We start from the raw sequence: 19642 nt of genomic DNA on the forward strand, positions 1-19642 counted from the left end.
ACTTCTCCCTCGTTCTTATTATTACTTATCGAAGATAAATCTCTTCCCTTGCTATTGAATTTGAGAGGAGAAATTTGCCACACGACGTCCGTATTTTCAAAATCTTAGCCGTCTGCATCAGTTTTTCTAATAATCTCTTTTATCTTTCGGATTGTGTCCTGTATGTATGATACCATGCCAATGTCGTTGGCAATCGTGTAGTTTTCTTCTGATTGCAGGAAATCGGATAGCCTGATTTCAAAGACTGTTGAAGAATCTTCATTTCGTAGGTGTCTGCTTGTTTTTTTAGGAACAGTGTCCACCACTCTTTTGCAGAGCTTACTCAGAACCTGAGTGTTTATAGATAGCCTTGTGATAGCATCACTATGTTGGTAATCTTCTTCAAAATAAATTTCAAAATCACTTATATAAAACCCGATGCCACAAAAGTGCAAAAGGTTTTCGAGGTGAAATTCTGAATTAGAAGAGGAAAAAGATTCAAACTTATTTTCCTTTTTATTCCACTCCAACTCAAATTTAACACTAAAGAAATCAACAAACGAGAGAACTGTTGCCTGCCTATCCGTGAAAATTAAACTGTCCAAAAGTCTTTCCAACTGAGGAGTAATATAAAGCTCCCAAAGCTTAGATGTATTGGCGCTTTGCAGGAATTGGAGAATCCCATGATCGTCAGGTTCCCATAAGGATTCGGTGATCAGTCTTGAAAATTCATCTCCTTCAAAACTATCAATATATTTTACAATTATGTATGTTTTGATTTCAGAATGACCGAACCGATACCAATCCTTATAGGGAATAAGAATGGGGTTAAAATCCTCGATTCGGATTTTCTTCACCCCTATTTCTTTGAAGGCTTGAATTACACTTGATTTCGTTGTGCTGTAATTGTCGGATTGCTCTAATCCTTCAATAATTGTCCTGGCCGCCTTAATAAATAATTCAGGCTGAACACCGATTCTATAACAGTGGTAAGTAAAGAATTTTTCTAAAAGCAGATAAGTGTCTAAATCACCTATGGCTACTTTATTTTCAGAGATAAAATGGCAGATACTTTCAAATATTTCCTTGTCATCTTTTAAGCTCGATAGAGCTGATTTGTTCCTTTTCAAGTCGTTTAATAACTCAGTGTAACCATGTGCTTTCAAAAACATAATAGGCTGATAATCTTCTTCTTCAACCGGTAGGTATTCTTCAATTATTGAAGCGTAAGGTTTGGGTTCATATTTTTTTCCTTTCTGTATAAATTTTGAAGGAAGATTGCGGTGCTTTTTTTGAACTTTCTTGTTCTTGCGTAGCGAAGAAAAATCTAGTTCAAAAGTGGTTTCAAGCTCTCTAATGTACCTTTCCGTGAGTCTAAAATTGTACTGCGCTCTTAATTCTTCAATTCTATAATCCAACGAGTCCAATTCTAATTCAAGATTATTCCACAAGTAGTAGTCGATGTCGTCAAAGATTAGCTCTTTAATGTGCTCTCTTATCCTTCGGATATTACTATCATAAAATTTTTGAAACTCTGTTGGAAACACTTCTTTAAAGCTGTAAAGCTCCTCATATTCGGTAGCAAATGTGATGCTTGGCTATTTCGGTCTAATGGTGCCAGTGATTTCGGCCTTATGGTGCCACTAGTTGTTCCACTATAGGAGAGTGTAATTTTAGCATAAATATTATTAAAGCACAGGTTGTTTTCTTAAAGATTGACCTTTGAGGTCTATCCTGTGAGAAGAGTTAACCAACCGATCCAGAATAGCATCAGCAATGGTGCCTTCTCCGATTATATCATACCAAGCGGATACGGGTATTTGTGATGCTACAATAGTAGAGTTGGTGTTGTAGCGCTCCTCAATGATATCAAGGATAGTTTCCCTGGCATGATTATCCATGGATTGTAGACCAAAATCATCAAGTATGAGCAGGTGAGTTTGGTTAATCTTTCTTAGTTCCTTTAAATAGGTTCCATCCACTTTAGCAAGTTTGAGTCGGTTAAGCATCCTGGCCGTATTTTGGTAGACGACCTTGTATTCCATCATACAGGCTTGATGCCCCAATGCTTGGCTTAGGTAGCTTTTCCCCAATCCTGAAGCACCGGTGATGATGAGGTTTTCATTTTTGGCAATGAAGTCAAGGGTAGTAAGCCTTTGAAACATGTTTTTGTCCAGATTTCTCTGTTGCCCGTAGTTGATCTCTTCAATGGTTGTTTTTTGTCTAAACCCAGCCAGTTTGAGTAGTCTCTGAGATTTTTGATGCTGCCTGGCTTCCCATTGATGGTCGGTAAGCATGCCGAGGTACTCATCGGAAGTCATTTGCATGTGTTGATTGGATGAGACTTGTTGCTCATGGAGCTGTGCCATGGCTTCCAGTCTCATTGCACGTAGTTTTTGATTTGTTTGTGTGTTATTCATATGCGATTGTTTATGGTTTCATGTGGATAGTATTTTCAGCCATCACATGGCATCCCCAGGGTCATTTCACTGATAATACCGGGCACCACGGATATTTTCATGGACAGGGATGTGTGAAGATTGATCGGCTAGTTTTTCTACATCAAGCTCCAACTCTTCCTGTTTATTGATGAGTATATTTTTGACCAGTGTGTAGCGGTATTCTGCCAGGTCACAGGCTCTTTTACAGGCTTTGTTAAGCCTGTCACCGCCATGGTCTCGGCCCATGGCCAGGATGCCCTGTGCCCGCTTGTAGTTGATCTCAGGATAGTCAGGATTAGCAAACAGGCCTTTCATAAAGCTAACAACTGCTTCTCCATATCGGAGAGCTGCTTTTTGGAAGAACTCAGGACTCCACTCTGAATAGGCCTTGTGGGTACTGCTCAGGTGGTCTTTATTGGTGATGTAGGCCCCTTTCACAGGGTTGCGATGATGAGAGGCTATACGTTGGTGGTTGTAATAGACCTCTATTATATCATCAGTATAATGAATCTGCGTTTGATGTCCAATGTAACGATAGGGCACGCTGTAGTAGGCTTTGTCTGGCGAAAAGAACACATACCCCATCTTCTGTACCTTCGCTCGGGTATAGTCCTTGAGCTGGTAGCGACTACCAGGCAGAGGTTTGAGATAACCTCTATCCAGGGATTGGTAGAGCTCTTTTCGACTGGCCTGTTTTCTTTGAAAAAGCAGATCATTGTACACCTGTAGCTGTTTTCGGATCTCTTTATTGAGATCGCAAAGACTGAAGAAGGTAATTTCCCGTAAGGGATAGAAGATACGCTGATAGGTAAGGTGTACTGCATTTTCTACCAGGGCTTTGTCTTGCGGTGAATAGCTGCGTGTGGGGTTAATCACACAGTTGTAATGCCTGGCAAAGTCTTTTAATGACCGGTTGATGTCCGCTTCATATTTACTGGCTTTGGTTACTGCCGACTTAAGATTGTCTGAAACAATGGCCTTGGGTACGCCATCAAAAAACTCAAGAGCATTGCCCAGGCAGGAGAGAAAATCACCCCGTTTCTGGCTATCACAAGCCTCTACATAGGTGTATTGACTACAGGGAAGTATCGCAACGAATACTTCTACCTCACAGACTTCGCCTGTTTGCCGGTCTACCACAGTCATTTTCTTGCCTGTGTAATCCACGAACATTTCATGGCCTGCCTGATGGTTGAGCTTCATGGAGCCTTTTTCACGGGCATATTTAGCTCGGTAATGAGCCATGAACTGGGTATAGCTGTAGGGTGATGAACATGCCGATGCGTACTCCTGATAGTGATAGAGAAAGGTGAAGCCGGGGTGAGAGCACTGCTGATGGACGTGCTGTAGGTAAAGCATCAGTTCATTGTAGCGATCATTATCAATGGTAGTTTTTACTGGAAATTGTTCCCGTAAACAGGCTTCATCTAGCTGTAGAAGTGCTCTGAGGGGACGATCGCTGCCTTTAAAAAGCTGTAGGTAGCGATTGATTGTATTGCGGCTGATGCCCAAAGTCTCACCAATCTTGCGATTACTCAGGCCGTCCAGGTGTAAGGTGATGATTTGTTTTAAGTCCATAGGATCAAGGGTTTTTGACATGTCAGCTCTTTTTTGAGCTGAGTATAAAAACACTTCTCCTATAGTGGTAACACCTCGTGGCACGGTTAGAACCGTGTTGACTTCTTGATGCAATTAAATTGGCACGGTTAGAACCGTTGATAACCCAAACTCAATTGGCAAATAGTGGCACAGTTTGAACCGAAATCGCTGGCACTGTTGCTCCGAAATCGCTGGCACCCTTAGAACCGCAGTATCCAATGCTGCGATAATAAATCTGAATGATATCTTGCGGGCTAATTTCAAGGTACGGTACAAGCGCTTGGATAACACTTGGAAAATAGATCATTGAACGATGGGTAACTACCTTTCGGTTGTCATCAAAGCTCTTGATATCTGTTAGTACCTTATCAAGTATGAAGTCTCTAACATCCCTATTTTCATCCCAATCAATAGGAAACAAGCGAATCAATTCTTTTAACTTAAAGTATTGGGTTTCTTCATTAGAATGGTATCGTGTTAGTTGATCTGAAAGCTCTTTGGGTTCGGTATTGAAATAGTTCAACACCTCAAACTCATAGAGTAACTTTTGCTTTAGTAAAGCTTTTAAATCCTGACTTAGTAGTATTTTCTGCCCATAGAGAGGAATATCAGACTCGAAATCACTAATCTTTTCTTCCTTTGTACAGAAGACAAATGTCAATTGATTGAAAAACCTAGCTTTTAAGATAATCGGGTGTATCCAAAGATACCCGTCGTTTCTGAGAAATTCTAAAAGGTAGTCTTTGATCCCGGGACTTTGGAATTTAATAGAGGTGTCATGGTAATATTCATCCTGATTGATTGAAATGTAAAATTCCTCAAGCTTTTTAAACTCCTTATCGAAGTCTCCAGGAATTATACCCTCATTCAAAATTTCACGAGCCTTAATTTGAATATCGTTAAAAGAGGATTTTAAATCCTTAATATCCATAGGGTCTCCCGAAACTAAAAGGATCAGAAGGATTGCTTTGGCTGTCGGATTTAGCTTTTGAAAGGTGTCGTTCCAAAAGGCCGTGGGGTTGTCTAAGTACCTAAATAGGGAGTCATAAAAGGCATATCTAGATTGGTAGCCATCACTTAAATAAGTTTTAATAAAAAAGTCCAGATGTCGCGGTGAATAGTTTCGGTGTTTAATGATGTGCTCAAAAGTGTCATTATACAGAGCATTCTGAAAATAGCTCAAATCAAAATCATAAAACAGTAAGTGATTGAGCAAAATCTTAACCTTATCTTCCCTGGAGTGATCTTCAATATTTATGACATGTTTATTTGTATTCAACAGATTTTCAGTCTCAAGCTCTGCTTCCTTAAGCACATCTCTTATCACGTAGTCTCTGGAAGTGAGAATGAGAAAACAGTTTTTTGAATTGGTAAAGTGTCCTATAATGGTTTGAAACTCTCTTTGGAAAGTGTCGTGGCCTTTAATCTGAGGGCTAAAGTTTTGGCCCCAAAAATCATCAACAATAATTAGCCTGTTTTCCTCGGCAATACTTAACGTATCGGTGTAGTCTCTTTCTTCAAGAAATATGAGGTCTTTTACTTTTTTACTTAAGAAGAAATTGGCTATCATCATCGCAGTAGTTGTTTTACCTACGCCAGGATTACCGGTGAGGATAATTACTTTGTTTTCCTCAAGATGCTGAATGAGGAAAGGAAGCTGAGCCGTATGATGAAAGAGCCGGTGTTTTGTCTCTATTTCATGCAGGAAGTAAGTTGTTTTCTGATAATATTTTCGAAAAAAAACTTTATCGAGAGCTAATTCTATAGATTGAAAATTAGGGATTAGTAGTTTTGAATAAGATTTGAAGAGGTATTGATATTGCTCTTGACTCAGATACTTGTTGAGTTTGATTCCATCGATTATATCCTCCTCTCGTTTGATGTAACCTGAAAAAATCTCCAAAATTTCAGATGAGCGAAGAGGAGTAAGCTCAATGTTAATACAAAGAATATATCTATTGGCATTTTCCCTCTTACACGTAGCTAGTTCCTTCTTGAGATTTCTAAGCAATACATTGTATTTAGTAGGATCATATAGCTTGCATTGCCCAATGATTTTCTCCTTGCTATTGGTAGCTCTGATGTCTATCCCGCCGTCTCTTCCTCGTCTGTAGGTAGTGAACGTTATGCCCGTCTCTCTAATCTCTAACAGGTCTCTACAGAAATTTTCAAATTCGGTTGGAAATAGCAACCTATGAAAATCAAAATTTGTCATTCAGTATTTTGTAAGTCAGATGATAATCGTAAGACAGCTAATATCGGTGCATATGGACCAGTGCATGTTATGCCCCTTTTGGGTTATCTGTGAATATACACCAAAATAATGCTACTAAATACATGTTTTTTTTGGAAAGGCTACTCCACTAATCGCCGCCAGAAGCAGTAGTTCAGCTTGCCCAGGTTGGAGGCCGTAGCTGTGTACTTAATAGCGTAAAAAAAACCACCCGACAGGATGGTCTCTTTGTCACAGCTTTGTTGACTAGTGGGTTTTGATCACCTGGCCGGTACCAGCACCGAAAGCACTTTTGCGAAAGCCGTATTCCAACTGCCTCATCGTTGTTGGTATTTCTCCGGGGAAAAAAGGAAAGTACTGTGGTGAGTTTTCAATCACCGTTGGGCTTACGGCATTGATCCTGACGCCATTTTCCAGTTCAATGGCCGCCGCCCGAACAAATCCCTCCACCGCCCCATTGGCCGCCGATGCGTTGGCAAAGTTCCGCTGGGGCTCATGCGTCAATGCCCCGGTGATCAATGTAAAAGAACCCCTGGGCTTGATATAGTGCTGACCAATCAACACCAGGTTGATTTGCCCCATCATTTTACCTTCTACTCCCTGGCGGAACTCTTTGCCGGTAAGACTCTTCCAGGGTCCCACATAGGTAGGCCCGGCGGTGCAAATCAGTGCGTCAAAAGCGCCGGTTGCCTTGTACATATTCTCGATCGACTCAGGCGAGGTAATGTCTACCTGCATATCCATTCCGTGGCGATCAGCCCGAACGATTTCGTGTTCTTTTTCAAAAGCTTTTGACAAAAAGCTTCCCATGGTGCCTGACGCACCCACAATGATAATCTTCATGATTCGTGTTTTTTTGTTTGATTAAAATTCTTCTTCTACCAACTCCTTGTTCACCATTAGCCCCGTTGTTGTGCCCATCGAAACCGCATTGGCAACGGTTCGCATGCGGGTGACGTTGTCGCCGCAGGCATATACACCCGAAACCGAGGTTTTTTGCGCAGCGTCTACCTTGATGTAGCCTTCTTCGCCGAGCTCGCAGCCCAGTTGTTGTGGAATGTCGCAGTGTTGCTGAAAAGGGAGCCTGGCATAGAGGGCAGTGACCAGCTCTGCCCTGCCAGTCTTGAACTGGATGCTACTGAGGTAGCCGTTTGTTTGGTCTAGCTTGAGGATTTGATCTTCTACGATGTTAATCTTATGATTGTGCAACCTGGCAGTTTGCTCATGCGTTAGCGTGCTGTTGCCGTTGGTAAATAGCGTCAGGTCGCTTGTCCAATTGGCAATGAGCATGCAGAATTCATAGCCACTATCGCCGTTGGCGAGTATGCCGGTTTTCTGGCCTCGCACTTCGTATCCGTGGCAATAGGGGCAGTGGAGCACACTTTTCCCCCAGCATTCGGCAAACCCGGGTATATCCGGCATCAGGTCGACAATGCCAGTGGCAAAAACCAGCTTCTTTGCGGTAAACGATTCGCCGAATGGCATAGACACCTCAAAGCTACTGTCCAGTTTTTTGGCACTTACCACCCGGTCGTTCAGAAAGCTCACCGTGGTGTAAGCCGACACCTGCTGGCGAGCGATTGATGCGATTGCTGCGGGCGCTGTGCCATCCTGCGTGAGGAAATTGTGCGAGTGTGGCGTTTGCCGATTGGAAGATTCTCCGCTGTCGATGACCAGCACTTTTCTCAGCGCTCTGCCCAGAGCGAGGCCAGCAGCCAGGCCGGCATAGCTTCCTCCAACGATGATCACATCGTGCTTTATTGCAGTGTCCATGTTGTTGTCGTTTGCTTTATTTTGCGTTTGCTTTGCCTGAAAACTGAGCTAGCAGCCGGTCGAGTAAAGGAACGCCTACGAACATCATCCACGGAACCAGAGAAATGGTTAGGATAAAAGTTCTTTGATAAAGTGGCAGCCCAGCCAGGCTTTCGCCAAAGACAGCCAGAAACACTGTGATGGAAGGATAGATGACCAGCCATATTTTCAGCGAGGCCATCAGACGTGTTTTTTTGTTCATTTTGTTACTTGTTGAAACTTGATGTCACAAAAGTAAAGTGAACAAAAGGGGTGGGAGTAGGACGAAAATGAAGTTGGATGGGACTTATCGGAAGTTCTTGCGAAAAGCGTCTGGAGAGTGGCCTGTATGTTTTTTAAAGAACCGAATGAAATAGGAAACGTCCTCGTATCCCAGATCCCATGCGATGTCTTTCACCTGATTGGGGGTGGCGAGCAGGTAGCGTTTTGCTTCGAGTATAATCTGTTCGTCGATCAGTTGAGCGACAGTTTTACCTACCGACGCTTTGGTGATAGCATTCAACTGGTAGGGTGAGAGATTGAGCAGGTCGGCATATTGCGATACATTTTTTAATTCGCTGATCCGGGTCTCAAGCAGTTCAAGCAGTTCTTCAAATCGCTCCTGCGTATAGAGGTTACCATTGTTTGTCAGTTGATGTGGGGCAGGGCTCTGCCTGTTGTATGCTATGCAAAGGATTTCCAAATTGGCTTTGATGATATCGAGGTAGCCGTCCTGCTTGCTGGTGTATTCTTCAAAAATGTTGGCCAGGATGCCGTCCAGTTTGTCGAACCTGCTGGCTTCAAGTTGGCAGAAGTTCTTGCCGCTTGCTTTTCGCAACCGCTGCGCAGTAACCTGATCTTTGGAGCCGCAGAACTCCTGGTCGAATTCCATCAGATATCCGGTGGAGCCAACCTTTAGCTGGAGGCGGTGCACCTGACCCGGCCTCAGAAAAAACACGGATCGGTCGGATACCTGATAGGGGGTGAAATCAATTTCATGAACGCCCTTACCCTGCGAGACCGCCAGAATAAAAAAGAAGTTGTGCCGGTGCAGGGCGTGCAGCATGTCTTTCCCCTCGAAGATATCCTGCAGCCTCCGGATACTACATCGCCCAAAAGGCTGCCCACTGGTGGTACGAATGTCTCTGATGGGGATTTTCTCCATATAGCGTCGTTGATGAGTAGACAGCCTGAATGCCTCGATAAAGCCTTTGCTTCAAGGTTTATGCGGTATTGTAAATTACAATTTAGCTCGATGATTTTACCGGAGTGGATAAATGTTTTTTGAAACAGTTGTAAGCCAACCTTCTATCAATCTATCCAATTACGGGCAGTGCCATACTGTTAACATAGTGAGGCGGTTGCAGCAAATGGCTGATTTAGTGCTTATCCTAAAATAACACCTACTCCTTAAGTTATTCTAATGACTTGTCGACCAGGACGTTTGGGAGTTAAATGGTGTTCGAGGGGGATTTGGGTAGGAAATAGGGTACATCGGCTTGTTTCAGATACATTTACGTATTTCTGCTGACTTGGGGCAGATTTCTATAATACTCATAAATCCTTTCAAGCGTAGATGTCAAATTTCCCTTGAATTTAATACTGAGGAGGTCTTCCACTTTTTTGGTATTCGCCAGTTTCTGCCCGCCTTCCATGTATAGTTTTCCGTATTTCTCTTCAGGGTCAATTCGATGCAACGGAGAGGTGCTGCCCGTTATTTCTTTGATCTTGTTGGCTAACTCATTAACACTGATTCTATTGTGAACATTGCCGATATTGACCGTTTGTGAGGTAATATCACTTTCCTGTAGCTTTACTAAAGTGTTGATGAACTCTCTTACGTCGCAAAAACTTCTTTGCTGGAGCCCGTCGCCAAAGACCTCCAAAGGTTGATTTGAGAGGCATGACTCAAAAAACCTTGGAACCACGAACCCCAATTTTGAAGATTGCTCTTCGCCTATGAGGTTAAAGGGCCTGCAAATAATATAAGACAGTTTGCCAGCAATGCCCCGATTCCTGACGACCACTTCTCCAGTGTATTTCCCTAAGGCATACTCAATTCTTGCTCCGTGGTGGATGTTAAGAGTTATTTCTGAGTCTTCCATTTGCTGCGAAGAGGCATAGTATATTTCAGACGATGAAATATACATCAACTTGGCTCCCGACCCCTGCGCCAGATCGGCGGCTTTGTTGGCAAGGTCAATGATTTGCTTTGCAATAGTTCCTGCCTTATCTAATATGCCAATGGCACCCACGGGACTAGCCAGGTGGTAAATGTCGTCAAAACGCTCGTCGGGCAGATCGTAGTCCAGAAGACTCATGCTAGCAACCTCGGCCTTGGTAGATAACTCCTCGACAACCTCATGAGAGATTTCGCTACCGGAGAGGTCATCAATTACCTTAATGAAATAGTTGGGGTGGTTCTCATGTAAATAACGAACCAAATGGCGGCCTATGAAGCCAAGCCCGCCTGTGATCAATATTCGTTTCATTGCTGATTGTTAACACATCCTCATCACTTCAAACCCTTCGGCAAATTGGAAATTAGATTGCTTACCACGCAGTGACGCCAGGTTTTTCAAAATTTCCGGTGACCTATGCTCCCTTACCTGTGATGCGTAAAGCTGATAAGTAGCCAATTTTTTCTCCAGATTCAGTTGTTTAAAATATACCGGCTGAAAAGACCTTACCGGCCAAAGGAAGGTTTGCGGCTGTTCGTAGACCAAAACGTTTTTCACAAAAAAATTTAAATCATGTGGCCTGGCAGCGCAGTGAGCTGCTTGGAAAGTGGCCCTATGATCCTGATTGTACGATTCAGCCGGAATTATTAGATATTCAGGCTGATGCCTGTTGATGGCCTTCTCTATCGGACTTATAAGGTCTGAAGTTTGATATCGATTTACCTCAAAGTCGAGCACCTCGTATTGAAAGCCAATTTCTCCGGCAACAGCACTTAGCTCGTTTTTCCTTTCTCGTGCGGAAACATAACTTCTATCCTCTACACCAAGATACAGAACAAAGGTATCCCGGTTTAGAAAAGTAAATGCTCCAAGCACTTCGTCATCAATGTGAGGTGAAATAACTAGGTTTCGGGTTTGATCCATTGACTATCTCGCTAAACATTTTGCTATAAGCCTCGCTAACGTTATCCCAGGAATATGTAGTATCTATAAGTAAGAAATTTTTTTTCAGAAATGGTTGATCCAGGGTTTTTCTTGGCTGACTAAGGAGTATGTCCGATACATCTTTGCTTGATGAGAAATAACCTCCGTTGTCACCAAGTATCAGTTTATTAAACTCATTGTCATGAGCATAAATCAGACAGTATCCGCCCATAGCCTCAAGCAGTGATGGGTTTGTGCCGCCAACGCAGTGCCCGTGAAAATAAAAATTACTATAGTACCTGAGTGCCGACAGCTTCTCTCTGTCAAAAATGCCATCTGTAAAGATAATTAGAGGGTGGTTGCCATATTTTTTCTTAATTATTCTACCAAACTTGGTTGCTGTGCTGCCTGTGATGACAAACTTATTGTTGGGGTCGTTCGCATAGATCGTCCCCTCTATAATCATCTCAATATTATTTTCGGGCTCCAGCCTGGCGATCATCAAATTGTAATTGTAAGGAACCAGGTTGAATGATGTTAATATATCAGGACTAGGGGTTTGTGTGATCTTGTAGGCGCCATACGGTATATAAATGGAGTCCTTTGAATAGGTCTTCAGAATATAGTCTCGAATAGCCTTTGAATCGGAAACCAGAAAGTGACTGCCTGATACCGCCCATTTTTCAGCGACACGTAGAAATTTTTTTATCAGAAAGTTCCATTTAGCTCTTTTCCACTCAAAGCCATCCATGTTGCTTACAATCATTGACTTGCCCCTGGGAAGTAGCCAACTCCAGACAGAACTACTGGTATAGCCTACCTGGAGGATAATGTCAAAATTGTTTTTCCGTGTATCAAGGATGCAAAATAAGTCGTAAATGAACTGGCCAGATGCGCCAATGTATTTTTCGGGATTGTAGTGCGTTGAAAGCTTTACACCTTTGTATCTGTCGTTTTTATAGGGGTGATCACTGGCTTTGTAAACAGTAACCTCATGGCCTTTCTGAACCAAACCGAACGAAAGGTGCTCAGCAAATTCCTCAATTCCAGAGTAAGAATTTGGAATGCCCCTTGTACCTAAAATCGCAATTTTCAATATAGCTGGTGTTAAGGTGGTAAATTGGGCTCGAATTTAGAAAAATTATTGGTGACATTCTTTATGTTTTGTTTTCTAGCAAAGTCATCAATAACGGTCTTCTCCAGTAGCCATCGATACCTCATGAATGGGATGTTGAGAATGAATTAATTTACCCAACCTCTTTCCATATAATACTCCTTATCCATTTCCAGCTTTTTCGCTTTACCATCGATACTTACGTCGACTGACCTAGGAAAAACCTGCTGTCACATTTACCCAACGGTAGCCGAGTGTGCTGCCATCTAATTTGTGATCAAACTGGATCAATCTGCATTTCTGAGGATTGAATGCTTCGTTTGTGGTAAAATAAAAAAGCAAAACTGGTTCAATGCGTCTCGCCCGGCCGGGATAGGCTTGGACCTTTTGCTTTTTTTATGATCACTCGGGATATTGAGTTTAAAGGGTAATCCCCCCAGATTCTCCGCTTGATCCATCAAACTCCGAAATCCTCACGTCTCTCAGGAATTGGTCAAAGAAGGGCCCTGGGGAATTTTCTTCATACGCCCTCGTTGATAAGCAGCCCACCGACATCTCATCCGGCTATTACAGCATTATTAATTAACTACTTAACCTGCTTATTGCGGGAATTTGTCAAAATGTTTTTTTGCTGTAGCATTTGGTCAGTTCTTAGCCTCGCAAATCTCCTTCAACCTACTTAAAGCCTTTGGCCACATTTCGCTGAACATTTCGGCAAAAGCATCCGCCGTGTCGAGATCCACCGTCACTGTAGTCACCCCATTACGTTCTTTGAAGGTGTAGTTTTCCATGGCGCCAGCCCACATTTCAACCATAGCGCCGGAGGTGATTTCCTGGTCGCCATCCACCATACCGTAATGACTGACAGATACGAACTCAGCGGGTTTGTTTTCCAGTATTTTGGACACCATGCCGCCCCGCTTGCCGTCCTGATCAAGCCCCACGAAAAGTATTTTGCTGCCTTTGTCCCAGCTTCCCTCGTAAGAACCTGGTGCTCCATCTGGGTCGGGGTTGAAAGCGCTGGTCCAGTCTTGATAGCTTTTGATATCATCAAGGCCCAGCATCAGCCTGTAAACTTTTGTAGCAGGCGCCTTGACGTCCTGGAGAAATTGAAGATGTTTCATAGCAGTTTTATTGTAGTGTATTTTACCTATCAAAGATCGCTATTGCCAACAAATTTCTCGCTGTAGTAAAACGACAATTCAAGAGGGCGATTGCGCCATTTTCATGAACAAGTTAAGCCTATTCAATCTTGCTGGCATCTACGTAATAATCACTGTCTACCGCCAGCTTACGCATGGGCTGGCCTAACTCTACGGTCTTCCAAGTGCTCTCAGGAATCAACCTTTGTGTTTTGCCGTCGATGCTCACCTCCACTGGCATCGCAAAACCTTCCACACAGTTAGTCCAACGATAGTTGAGCGTTTTGCCGTCGGCTTTGTACTCCAACACAGGGATTCTGGTATCTCTCAGGTATTGGTCAAAGAAAGGCTTCAGATCCATCCCTGACTTTTCAGCCAGGAAGGCTTCAATTTGCCAGGTGGTAACAGTTTGATGATAGAACTCCTCATTCAAACCTCGCAACATCATGCGCCATTTTTCGTCGTCGTTCACCAGCTGGCGCAAAGTGTGCAGCATATTCGCTCCTTTCGAGTACATGTCGCCTGAGCCTGATTTATTCACCTCGTAGTAGCCAATGATAGGTCTGTCGTTGCGGATGTTCTTGCGTGTGCCAATCACGTATTCTGCGCTGGCTTCTTTGCCGTAGTAGTAGTCTACAAAAAGGTTCTCTGAGTAGGCAGTAAAGCCTTCGTGCACCCACATGTCGGCGATGTCTTTGTAGGTGATATTGTTGGCAAACCACTCATGCCCCGACTCATGCACAATGATGAAATCGAAGTTAAAGCCCCAGCCAGTGCCGCTTACGTCGGTGGTGTGGTAGCCGTTTTTGTAGAAGTTGCCATAGGTTACGCTGCTCTGGTGTTCCATGCCGTAGTAGGGCACTTCCACCAGCTTGTAGCTGTCTTCATAAAAAGGGTAGGGCCCAAACCAATGTTCGAAAGCGGCCAGCATTTTCGGCACTTCTTCGAAATGGGTTTTGGCTTTCTTCAGGTTGTCACGCAACACGTAGTAGTCGCAGTCTAGTGGACCTTTTTCTCCCTGGTACACCTCGCCAAAATGCACGTAGTCACCCACGTTCACGTTCACGCCGTAGTTGTTGATCGGGTTGGACACAAACCACTCGAAGGTTTTGGTGCCATCGTTGTTGTTCGTGGTCTTTCGCAGCCGACCATTGGAAACGTCCATCAGGTGCTCAGGCACGGTTACGCTGATGGTCATGCTGTCGGTTTCGTCGTACATGTGGTCTTTGCATGGCCACCACAGGCTGGCACCATCGCCCTGGCATGTGGTGACGATGAAATCGTTGCCGTTGCTGTCCTTTGTCCAGGTAACACCACCTTCCCAGGGCGGAAGCTTGCTCACTTGAGGCCTTCCACCATAACTGATTATCAGGTTGTTTACAGCCCCAGGCACCTGCTTTTTCTTGAACGTAATGAACCAGGCATTGCCATTTTGAAGGAATTTTAATGCCTTGCCATCCTGCATCACCTCAGTGATTTTCATTGGGTGTTGCAAGTCGATCTGCATTGTTTTGGCCTCCGTGAGCACTTTGTAGGTTACCGTGTTCTGACCCGAGAAAGTCTTCGCTTTAGGATCGACCTTTACCACGAGGTCATAATGTATCAAATCCCACCATGCTCTTTCCGGGGTGATGGAGCCACGGAGTGTGTCTTGACGGGTGAACTTGGGTGCTTGGGCAAGAGCCGCTGTCACAAAGCCAATGAAGAAGCAAAGGGTTAAAGTCAACGATTTCATAAGCGAGATATCAGAGGAAGCAAGATATAAATTTTGTTATTAGGAGTTCACAAGCAATCGAAGCCATAAGCCGTCCCGGGCAATTAACCAAAAGGTTTGCTGTGTCCAAACCAGCCAAAGTCACCTTATGCAAGCAACTCTGCAACAGCTTTCCCCTGCCCATCGGGGGTGGTGTAAAAGGGCCGGCCTTCAATCGTGTAGTTTGTTTCAGAGTGGATGCCCAGAGCGTTGTAGATCGTCTGGTGTATTTGGTCAATAACGACGGTATTTTCAATCGATGAGCAGGGTCTTTCATCAGCCGTTTTGCCGTAAACCAATCCTTTTTTGATGCCCCCTCCCCACATGAGGATGGAGCTGCCATCGGTAAAATGCCGGTGCATGCCATAGAATTTTTCGTCTTCAATCACGTCTGGTTGATTCACCTGGTCTTGTACTTTTTCGCCGGGCCGCCCTTCCAGCAAAGCATCTCTGCTAAATTCGCTGGCCAGCACAATGAGCGTCCTGTCCAAATGACCCGATTCATCTAAATCTTTGACAAGCTGCGCAACAGGGCCATCGATCAGTTCCTTCATTTTCACCACACGGGTATGTCCGTTCTCATGCGTATCCCACCCAAGAAATGGCTCGTATTCCGTGGATACACTCACAAACCGGGCGCCGTTCATGGCCAGCCTCTTAGCAGTCAGGCAGCCAAGCCCAAACCGGCCGGTGTTGTAGATGTCATACTTCTCCTTTGGCTCTCTGGTCAAATCAAACACCTGCGACTCCGGTGAATTCAATAGCCGGTACGACTGCTCCATCGACCGCATCAACGACTCCCGCTGGTAATCACTGCCTCGTTCCATCACCTCACTTTTATTGGCCAATTCTTTGTAAAGCTGATTTCTTGCCTCAAACCTTTTGGCCGACATGCCCTGCGGCGGGCGAACGCTCTCCAGCCCACTTGACGGATCGGGAATGAGAAATGGCCCATATTCACTGCCCAGGAACCCTGCCGTATGAAAAGCTTTTAATTCTTCGCCTTCTCCCACTGTAAAACGCTGCCCCATAGCAATAAAAGGAGGGATGACGGGATTGACCGGCCCCAGCTCTTTGGCGATCCAGGCACCAATATGTGGCGCTTGCACCGATTGCGGCGGCTCATAGCAAGTATGCCAGTGGTACTGGTGCCGGGTATGCAGGATGTGCCCCAGGTCGGCCGATTTGTAGGACCGGATGATAGCGCCTTTGTCCATCACACTGCCAATGGACTCAAGTCCTTCTGAAAAATACAGTCCGTCCACAGCTGTCGGAACCTTTGGAAACGAGCTTAAAATTCGTTTGCTCTCTACGCCTTTTGTGTAGGGTGTATAGGCCTTGGGGTCAAAAGTTTCGGTGTGAGCCATGCCTCCGGCCATCCAAAGCAATATGACGGTGTCGGCCGAAGAACGAATTGCTGGTACAGTGCTGCATGAACTTAAAAAACTGGCAGTGGGAATGCTGACAGCCGCAGCGGCCAGGCTGGCAGCACCCATTTTCTTCATAAATTCCCTGCGTGAATTGGCTATGTGATCGTTCATTGTTTCTCGTTCTAATAGATAAACTGAAATTCAGGCAAGAGCAGCGTGGCCCAAAACACGTCCTGCAAACCTTCTTTGTCCGGTGTGTCTCCCAAAGCACTTAGCATGATGTCTTTTTCTTTGTTCGAGGGTTTCCGCCCAAGGCACTTTAAGTAAAGGGCATCGACAATGCTTGCTGCATTGCTGCCATATTGCTGCAGCCAACTGCCGGCACCTTCTTCGAGTACCTGGTTAAAATAGGCACCATTGGTGAGTTCCAGCGATTGCAGTAAGGTAGCCTGATCATCCCTGGAGGTGGCTACAGTTTCCCGGCTTGGCCGACCAAGCGCTTTCAAGAACGGATGCTGCCTGACCAGACTGGCCCGGGCATAAGTGGGCACATTGTCTTCAAATGTAAAACTCAATAACTGGTCCCAATGCATGGAACCATAGTTGCGGACGGTTTCCCAACCCGAGTCATCAAACGCAGCGCTCAGCCATTCTTTGCCGGGGTTCACATCGGCGCTTTTCCAACCCTCGCCACTCGCCGATTGTATGGTGGTTTCAAGGTTGTCCTTTTGACTGATCTTCATCGCAAACAATATCCCGGCAGGGTTGGCGATAGGGCCTTCGTTTGTTCCCTCGATGGCGATAACGTTTTCTCCACTTTTCAGGAACTTCGTTACGTCCAGCTTATTTACTTTTCTCCAGTCGGTGCCCTCAGCCACCTTCTGTCCATTTAGGTAAAACGAATAAGAATGATCAACCGAAATCAGGGCCTGAGCGTTGATGATTTCCCGGTCAGTCAGGGTAAACTTGTGGCGGAAATATCTTATGCCGGGCTCAGGCAGTACGTCCCGGTCAAATTTCCTTTCCCGGTGCCAAATCCTGTTCGAAGATAGCTGGTCGCCAGAAGGGTTGTAAGCGGCGGCATAGTATACGGGGGCTATAACCTGGCTCACGGCGTCAGAAAATTGCTCGGCGCTCATTCGTCTGACAATTGGCCCGTTGAACACGTAGCGAGCCGATTTCACCTGCTCCAGCTTTTCATAACTCACCGTTGGTAGCTGGTAGGCTTTAGATGTCATGATGGTGCGCATCAACTGCTTCATGTCATAGCCCGAATCAATAAAGTCCGCCGTCAGCCAGTCGAGCAAATCAGCATCCCATGGGGTCTTGTCCATCTCATCCAAAGGTTCGATGAAGCCCCGCCCCATCAGCCTTTGCCATATTCTGTTGGTAATGGTTCGGTACAGCCTGCCATTCTCTGGCTTCACAATGACCTCTGAAAGTTTCAGTAAGCGCTCTTTTAAGCTGTCGGCCTCCACCGATCCTAGTTCCGGATACAGGAAACTCACCTGGGCCATTTTTCCAGTTGGTTGATCACACCGGTTGAGTTCCATCACCGAATCGGCAAATATGGACGCAAAGCCATAAGCCTGATCCAGCGTGAGGTTGCTTACAAAGCTGTTGTGGCAAGACGCACACTTCACATTCACCCCCAGCAGTGACTGGCCAATATTCTGGGCGGCCTGCATTTCCGTGCGTTGACTGGCGTTTACCACGCCCCGCCATTCTATACCTTTGATAAACCCTTCGGAGGCGGGGGTGGGGTTGATCAATTCCTTCACCATGGCATTGTAAGGCTTGTTTTCCAGCAGCGATTTGTACAGCCAGTCAGTGACCTGCTTTCTGCCGCCAGTAATAAACCCTGTGCCCGAATAGTCGTTCCTAAGTAAATCGTTCCAAAAACTCAACCAGTGCTGGGTGTAGTTACTATTATCGGCCAGCAGGCGATCAATCAGTTGCGTTCGTTTGTTAGCATCCTGATTATCGACGAACCGATTGATGGCGTCAGGTTCTGGCAGCAGCCCTACAATATCCAGATAAGCTCGTCGGATGAAGGTTTTGTCGTCTACCAATTGTGGCCAGGCGATGCCGTTCTTTTCAAAGTAGACATCCAACAGATTGTCAACGGGGTGTACTTGTTCTGAGGAAGCGGGCAACACCGGCTTCGACAAAGCAAGGGCCGCTTCCGGGAACACTTTCAGCGCCCGGTCCGACCAATGAGCTCCCTTTTCTATCCACAATTTGATCAGGGCAATTTCATTTTTCTTTAGCACCTTGCCCTTTTTGGGCATTACATCATCGTCATTAGAGGACAGCGTAATTCTTCTGTATAGTTCGCTTTCTTTAGGGTGGCCAGCCACAATCACTTTCCCGGATTTTCCACCCTGGAAAACGCCTCTTTTGTTTTCTAATACCAGCTCCCCTTTTTGCTTGTTTTCGCTGTGGCATTGGTAGCAGTTATGCGCAAAAATGGCCCTTACTTCCAAATTAAGATCGTCCAGCTCGGTTTCTGACAGGGAATCCAGTTGATTCAATTGGGCCAATAATGCCACGCCTCTGCTATCATCGTAAGGATCTGAGTTTCCTGGGAGTGCGCTTGACAGAAAGTCTTCGCCATGTGTAAGGCTTGCACCCAGGTGACCTGCAATGGTAAGCGTGATAACCGATAGCACCAGCAGTGACCGGTAAGCCAGAAAATTGGATAACTTCCCTGCATTTGTTTTTTGGAGCAAGAAAGCGGCAATGACAGATAGTACGGCTGTGGCGATGCCCAGATTCTGGTGTAGCTGCACCAGGTCGCCCGAGTAGTCATCGAAAGTGCGAAGGAACCACCCGAGGCTAGCGGCCAATACGGCTGAAGCGGCGCCCAGGTACACCATCCAGTTGATGCCATCCCTCAGGCCGGGTCGTTTGCCATTCAGGGTGAGGGCTTCCAGAAAAAGGGCCACAATCAATAATCCAATAGGGAAGTGCACTGCTACCGGATGCAGGCGACCCAATAGCTGAAATATCCAAGACCACGCATTCTCCTCCATGTTTGAAAATAGGAGGAATTTTTCACAAAAACATCCTTTAGGTTATGATTGGCAGAGATACTGAACGAGCGGATTAGGCGG

The 19642-nt window shown here is 45.2% G+C and carries 15 protein-coding genes; all 15 read right to left on the reverse strand.

Annotated features, from left to right (window positions below):
* Positions 1–104: 104 nt before the first annotated feature.
* Positions 105–1397: a hypothetical protein gene (locus tag ACMVP2_RS19175; RefSeq protein WP_416864669.1), complete on the reverse strand. Its 1293-nt coding sequence runs from the start codon at positions 1395–1397 to the stop codon at positions 105–107.
* A gap of 270 nt (positions 1398–1667) precedes the next feature.
* Positions 1668–2399 carry an IS21-like element helper ATPase IstB gene (istB, locus tag ACMVP2_RS19180; protein WP_416864670.1) on the reverse strand — a complete coding sequence of 244 codons (732 nt, stop codon included), beginning with the start codon at positions 2397–2399 and terminating at the stop codon, positions 1668–1670.
* A 66-nt stretch (positions 2400–2465) separates the two neighbouring features.
* A complete protein-coding gene (gene istA / locus ACMVP2_RS19185; protein ID WP_416864671.1) occupies positions 2466–4019 on the reverse strand; it encodes an IS21 family transposase in 1554 nt (517 codons plus the stop codon).
* A gap of 130 nt (positions 4020–4149) precedes the next feature.
* The gene (locus ACMVP2_RS19190) at positions 4150–6234 is read right to left on the reverse strand and encodes a restriction endonuclease (protein ID WP_416864672.1); all 2085 of its coding nucleotides are present in this window, start codon (positions 6232–6234) and stop codon (positions 4150–4152) included.
* Positions 6235–6498: 264 nt separating this feature from the next.
* Positions 6499–7095: a short chain dehydrogenase gene (locus ACMVP2_RS19195; protein WP_416864673.1), complete on the reverse strand. Its 597-nt coding sequence runs from the start codon at positions 7093–7095 to the stop codon at positions 6499–6501.
* 21 nt (positions 7096–7116) lie between these two features.
* Positions 7117–8025: an NAD(P)/FAD-dependent oxidoreductase gene (locus ACMVP2_RS19200; RefSeq protein ID WP_416864674.1), complete on the reverse strand. Its 909-nt coding sequence runs from the start codon at positions 8023–8025 to the stop codon at positions 7117–7119.
* Between the two features lie 16 nt (positions 8026–8041).
* Positions 8042–8266: a hypothetical protein gene (locus ACMVP2_RS19205; RefSeq protein WP_416864675.1), complete on the reverse strand. Its 225-nt coding sequence runs from the start codon at positions 8264–8266 to the stop codon at positions 8042–8044.
* Positions 8267–8350: 84 nt separating this feature from the next.
* The gene (locus ACMVP2_RS19210; RefSeq protein WP_416864676.1) at positions 8351–9208 is read right to left on the reverse strand and encodes an AraC family transcriptional regulator; all 858 of its coding nucleotides are present in this window, start codon (positions 9206–9208) and stop codon (positions 8351–8353) included.
* A gap of 349 nt (positions 9209–9557) precedes the next feature.
* Positions 9558–10535, reverse strand: coding sequence for an NAD-dependent epimerase/dehydratase family protein (locus tag ACMVP2_RS19215; protein ID WP_416864677.1), 978 nt, complete (start codon positions 10533–10535; stop codon positions 9558–9560).
* Positions 10536–10544: 9 nt separating this feature from the next.
* Positions 10545–11147 (reverse strand): PIG-L deacetylase family protein, encoded by a 603-nt coding sequence (locus tag ACMVP2_RS19220; RefSeq protein ID WP_339785940.1) that lies wholly within the window; start codon positions 11145–11147, stop codon positions 10545–10547.
* Complete coding sequence (locus tag ACMVP2_RS19225) at positions 11107–12243, reverse strand: DUF1972 domain-containing protein (RefSeq protein ID WP_416864678.1); 1137 nt, start codon at positions 12241–12243, stop codon at positions 11107–11109. The genes ACMVP2_RS19220 and ACMVP2_RS19225 overlap by 41 nt, the downstream gene beginning before the upstream one ends.
* Positions 12244–12905: 662 nt before the next feature.
* Positions 12906–13385, reverse strand: coding sequence for an SRPBCC family protein (locus tag ACMVP2_RS19230; RefSeq protein ID WP_416864679.1), 480 nt, complete (start codon positions 13383–13385; stop codon positions 12906–12908).
* A 118-nt stretch (positions 13386–13503) separates the two neighbouring features.
* Positions 13504–15138, reverse strand: coding sequence for a M1 family metallopeptidase (locus ACMVP2_RS19235; RefSeq protein ID WP_416864680.1), 1635 nt, complete (start codon positions 15136–15138; stop codon positions 13504–13506).
* 125 nt (positions 15139–15263) lie between these two features.
* Entirely contained in the window at positions 15264–16697 is a 1434-nt protein-coding gene (locus tag ACMVP2_RS19240; protein ID WP_416864681.1) for a DUF1501 domain-containing protein, read from the reverse strand.
* 11 nt (positions 16698–16708) lie between these two features.
* Positions 16709–19561 carry a DUF1549 domain-containing protein gene (locus tag ACMVP2_RS19245; RefSeq protein WP_416864682.1) on the reverse strand — a complete coding sequence of 951 codons (2853 nt, stop codon included), beginning with the start codon at positions 19559–19561 and terminating at the stop codon, positions 16709–16711.
* Positions 19562–19642 lie beyond the last annotated feature (81 nt).

The sequence above is a fragment of the Imperialibacter sp. genome, from assembly GCF_048007035.1.
GTDB lineage: Bacteria > Bacteroidota > Bacteroidia > Cytophagales > Cyclobacteriaceae > Imperialibacter.

Coding starts and splice junctions, on each gene's coding strand:
- ACMVP2_RS19200 (WP_416864674.1), bottom strand. CDS start 8,025: ATGGACACTGCAATAAAGCACGATGTGATCATCGTTGGAGGAAGCTAT.
- ACMVP2_RS19205 (WP_416864675.1), bottom strand. CDS start 8,266: ATGAACAAAAAAACACGTCTGATGGCCTCGCTGAAAATATGGCTGGTC.
- ACMVP2_RS19215 (WP_416864677.1), bottom strand. CDS start 10,535: ATGAAACGAATATTGATCACAGGCGGGCTTGGCTTCATAGGCCGCCAT.
- ACMVP2_RS19245 (WP_416864682.1), bottom strand. CDS start 19,561: ATGGAGGAGAATGCGTGGTCTTGGATATTTCAGCTATTGGGTCGCCTG.
- istB (WP_416864670.1), bottom strand. CDS start 2,399: ATGAATAACACACAAACAAATCAAAAACTACGTGCAATGAGACTGGAA.
- ACMVP2_RS19220 (WP_339785940.1), bottom strand. CDS start 11,147: ATGGATCAAACCCGAAACCTAGTTATTTCACCTCACATTGATGACGAA.
- istA (WP_416864671.1), bottom strand. CDS start 4,019: ATGTCAAAAACCCTTGATCCTATGGACTTAAAACAAATCATCACCTTA.
- ACMVP2_RS19210 (WP_416864676.1), bottom strand. CDS start 9,208: ATGGAGAAAATCCCCATCAGAGACATTCGTACCACCAGTGGGCAGCCT.
- ACMVP2_RS19230 (WP_416864679.1), bottom strand. CDS start 13,385: ATGAAACATCTTCAATTTCTCCAGGACGTCAAGGCGCCTGCTACAAAA.
- ACMVP2_RS19195 (WP_416864673.1), bottom strand. CDS start 7,095: ATGAAGATTATCATTGTGGGTGCGTCAGGCACCATGGGAAGCTTTTTG.
- ACMVP2_RS19235 (WP_416864680.1), bottom strand. CDS start 15,138: ATGAAATCGTTGACTTTAACCCTTTGCTTCTTCATTGGCTTTGTGACA.
- ACMVP2_RS19240 (WP_416864681.1), bottom strand. CDS start 16,697: ATGAACGATCACATAGCCAATTCACGCAGGGAATTTATGAAGAAAATG.
- ACMVP2_RS19190 (WP_416864672.1), bottom strand. CDS start 6,234: ATGACAAATTTTGATTTTCATAGGTTGCTATTTCCAACCGAATTTGAA.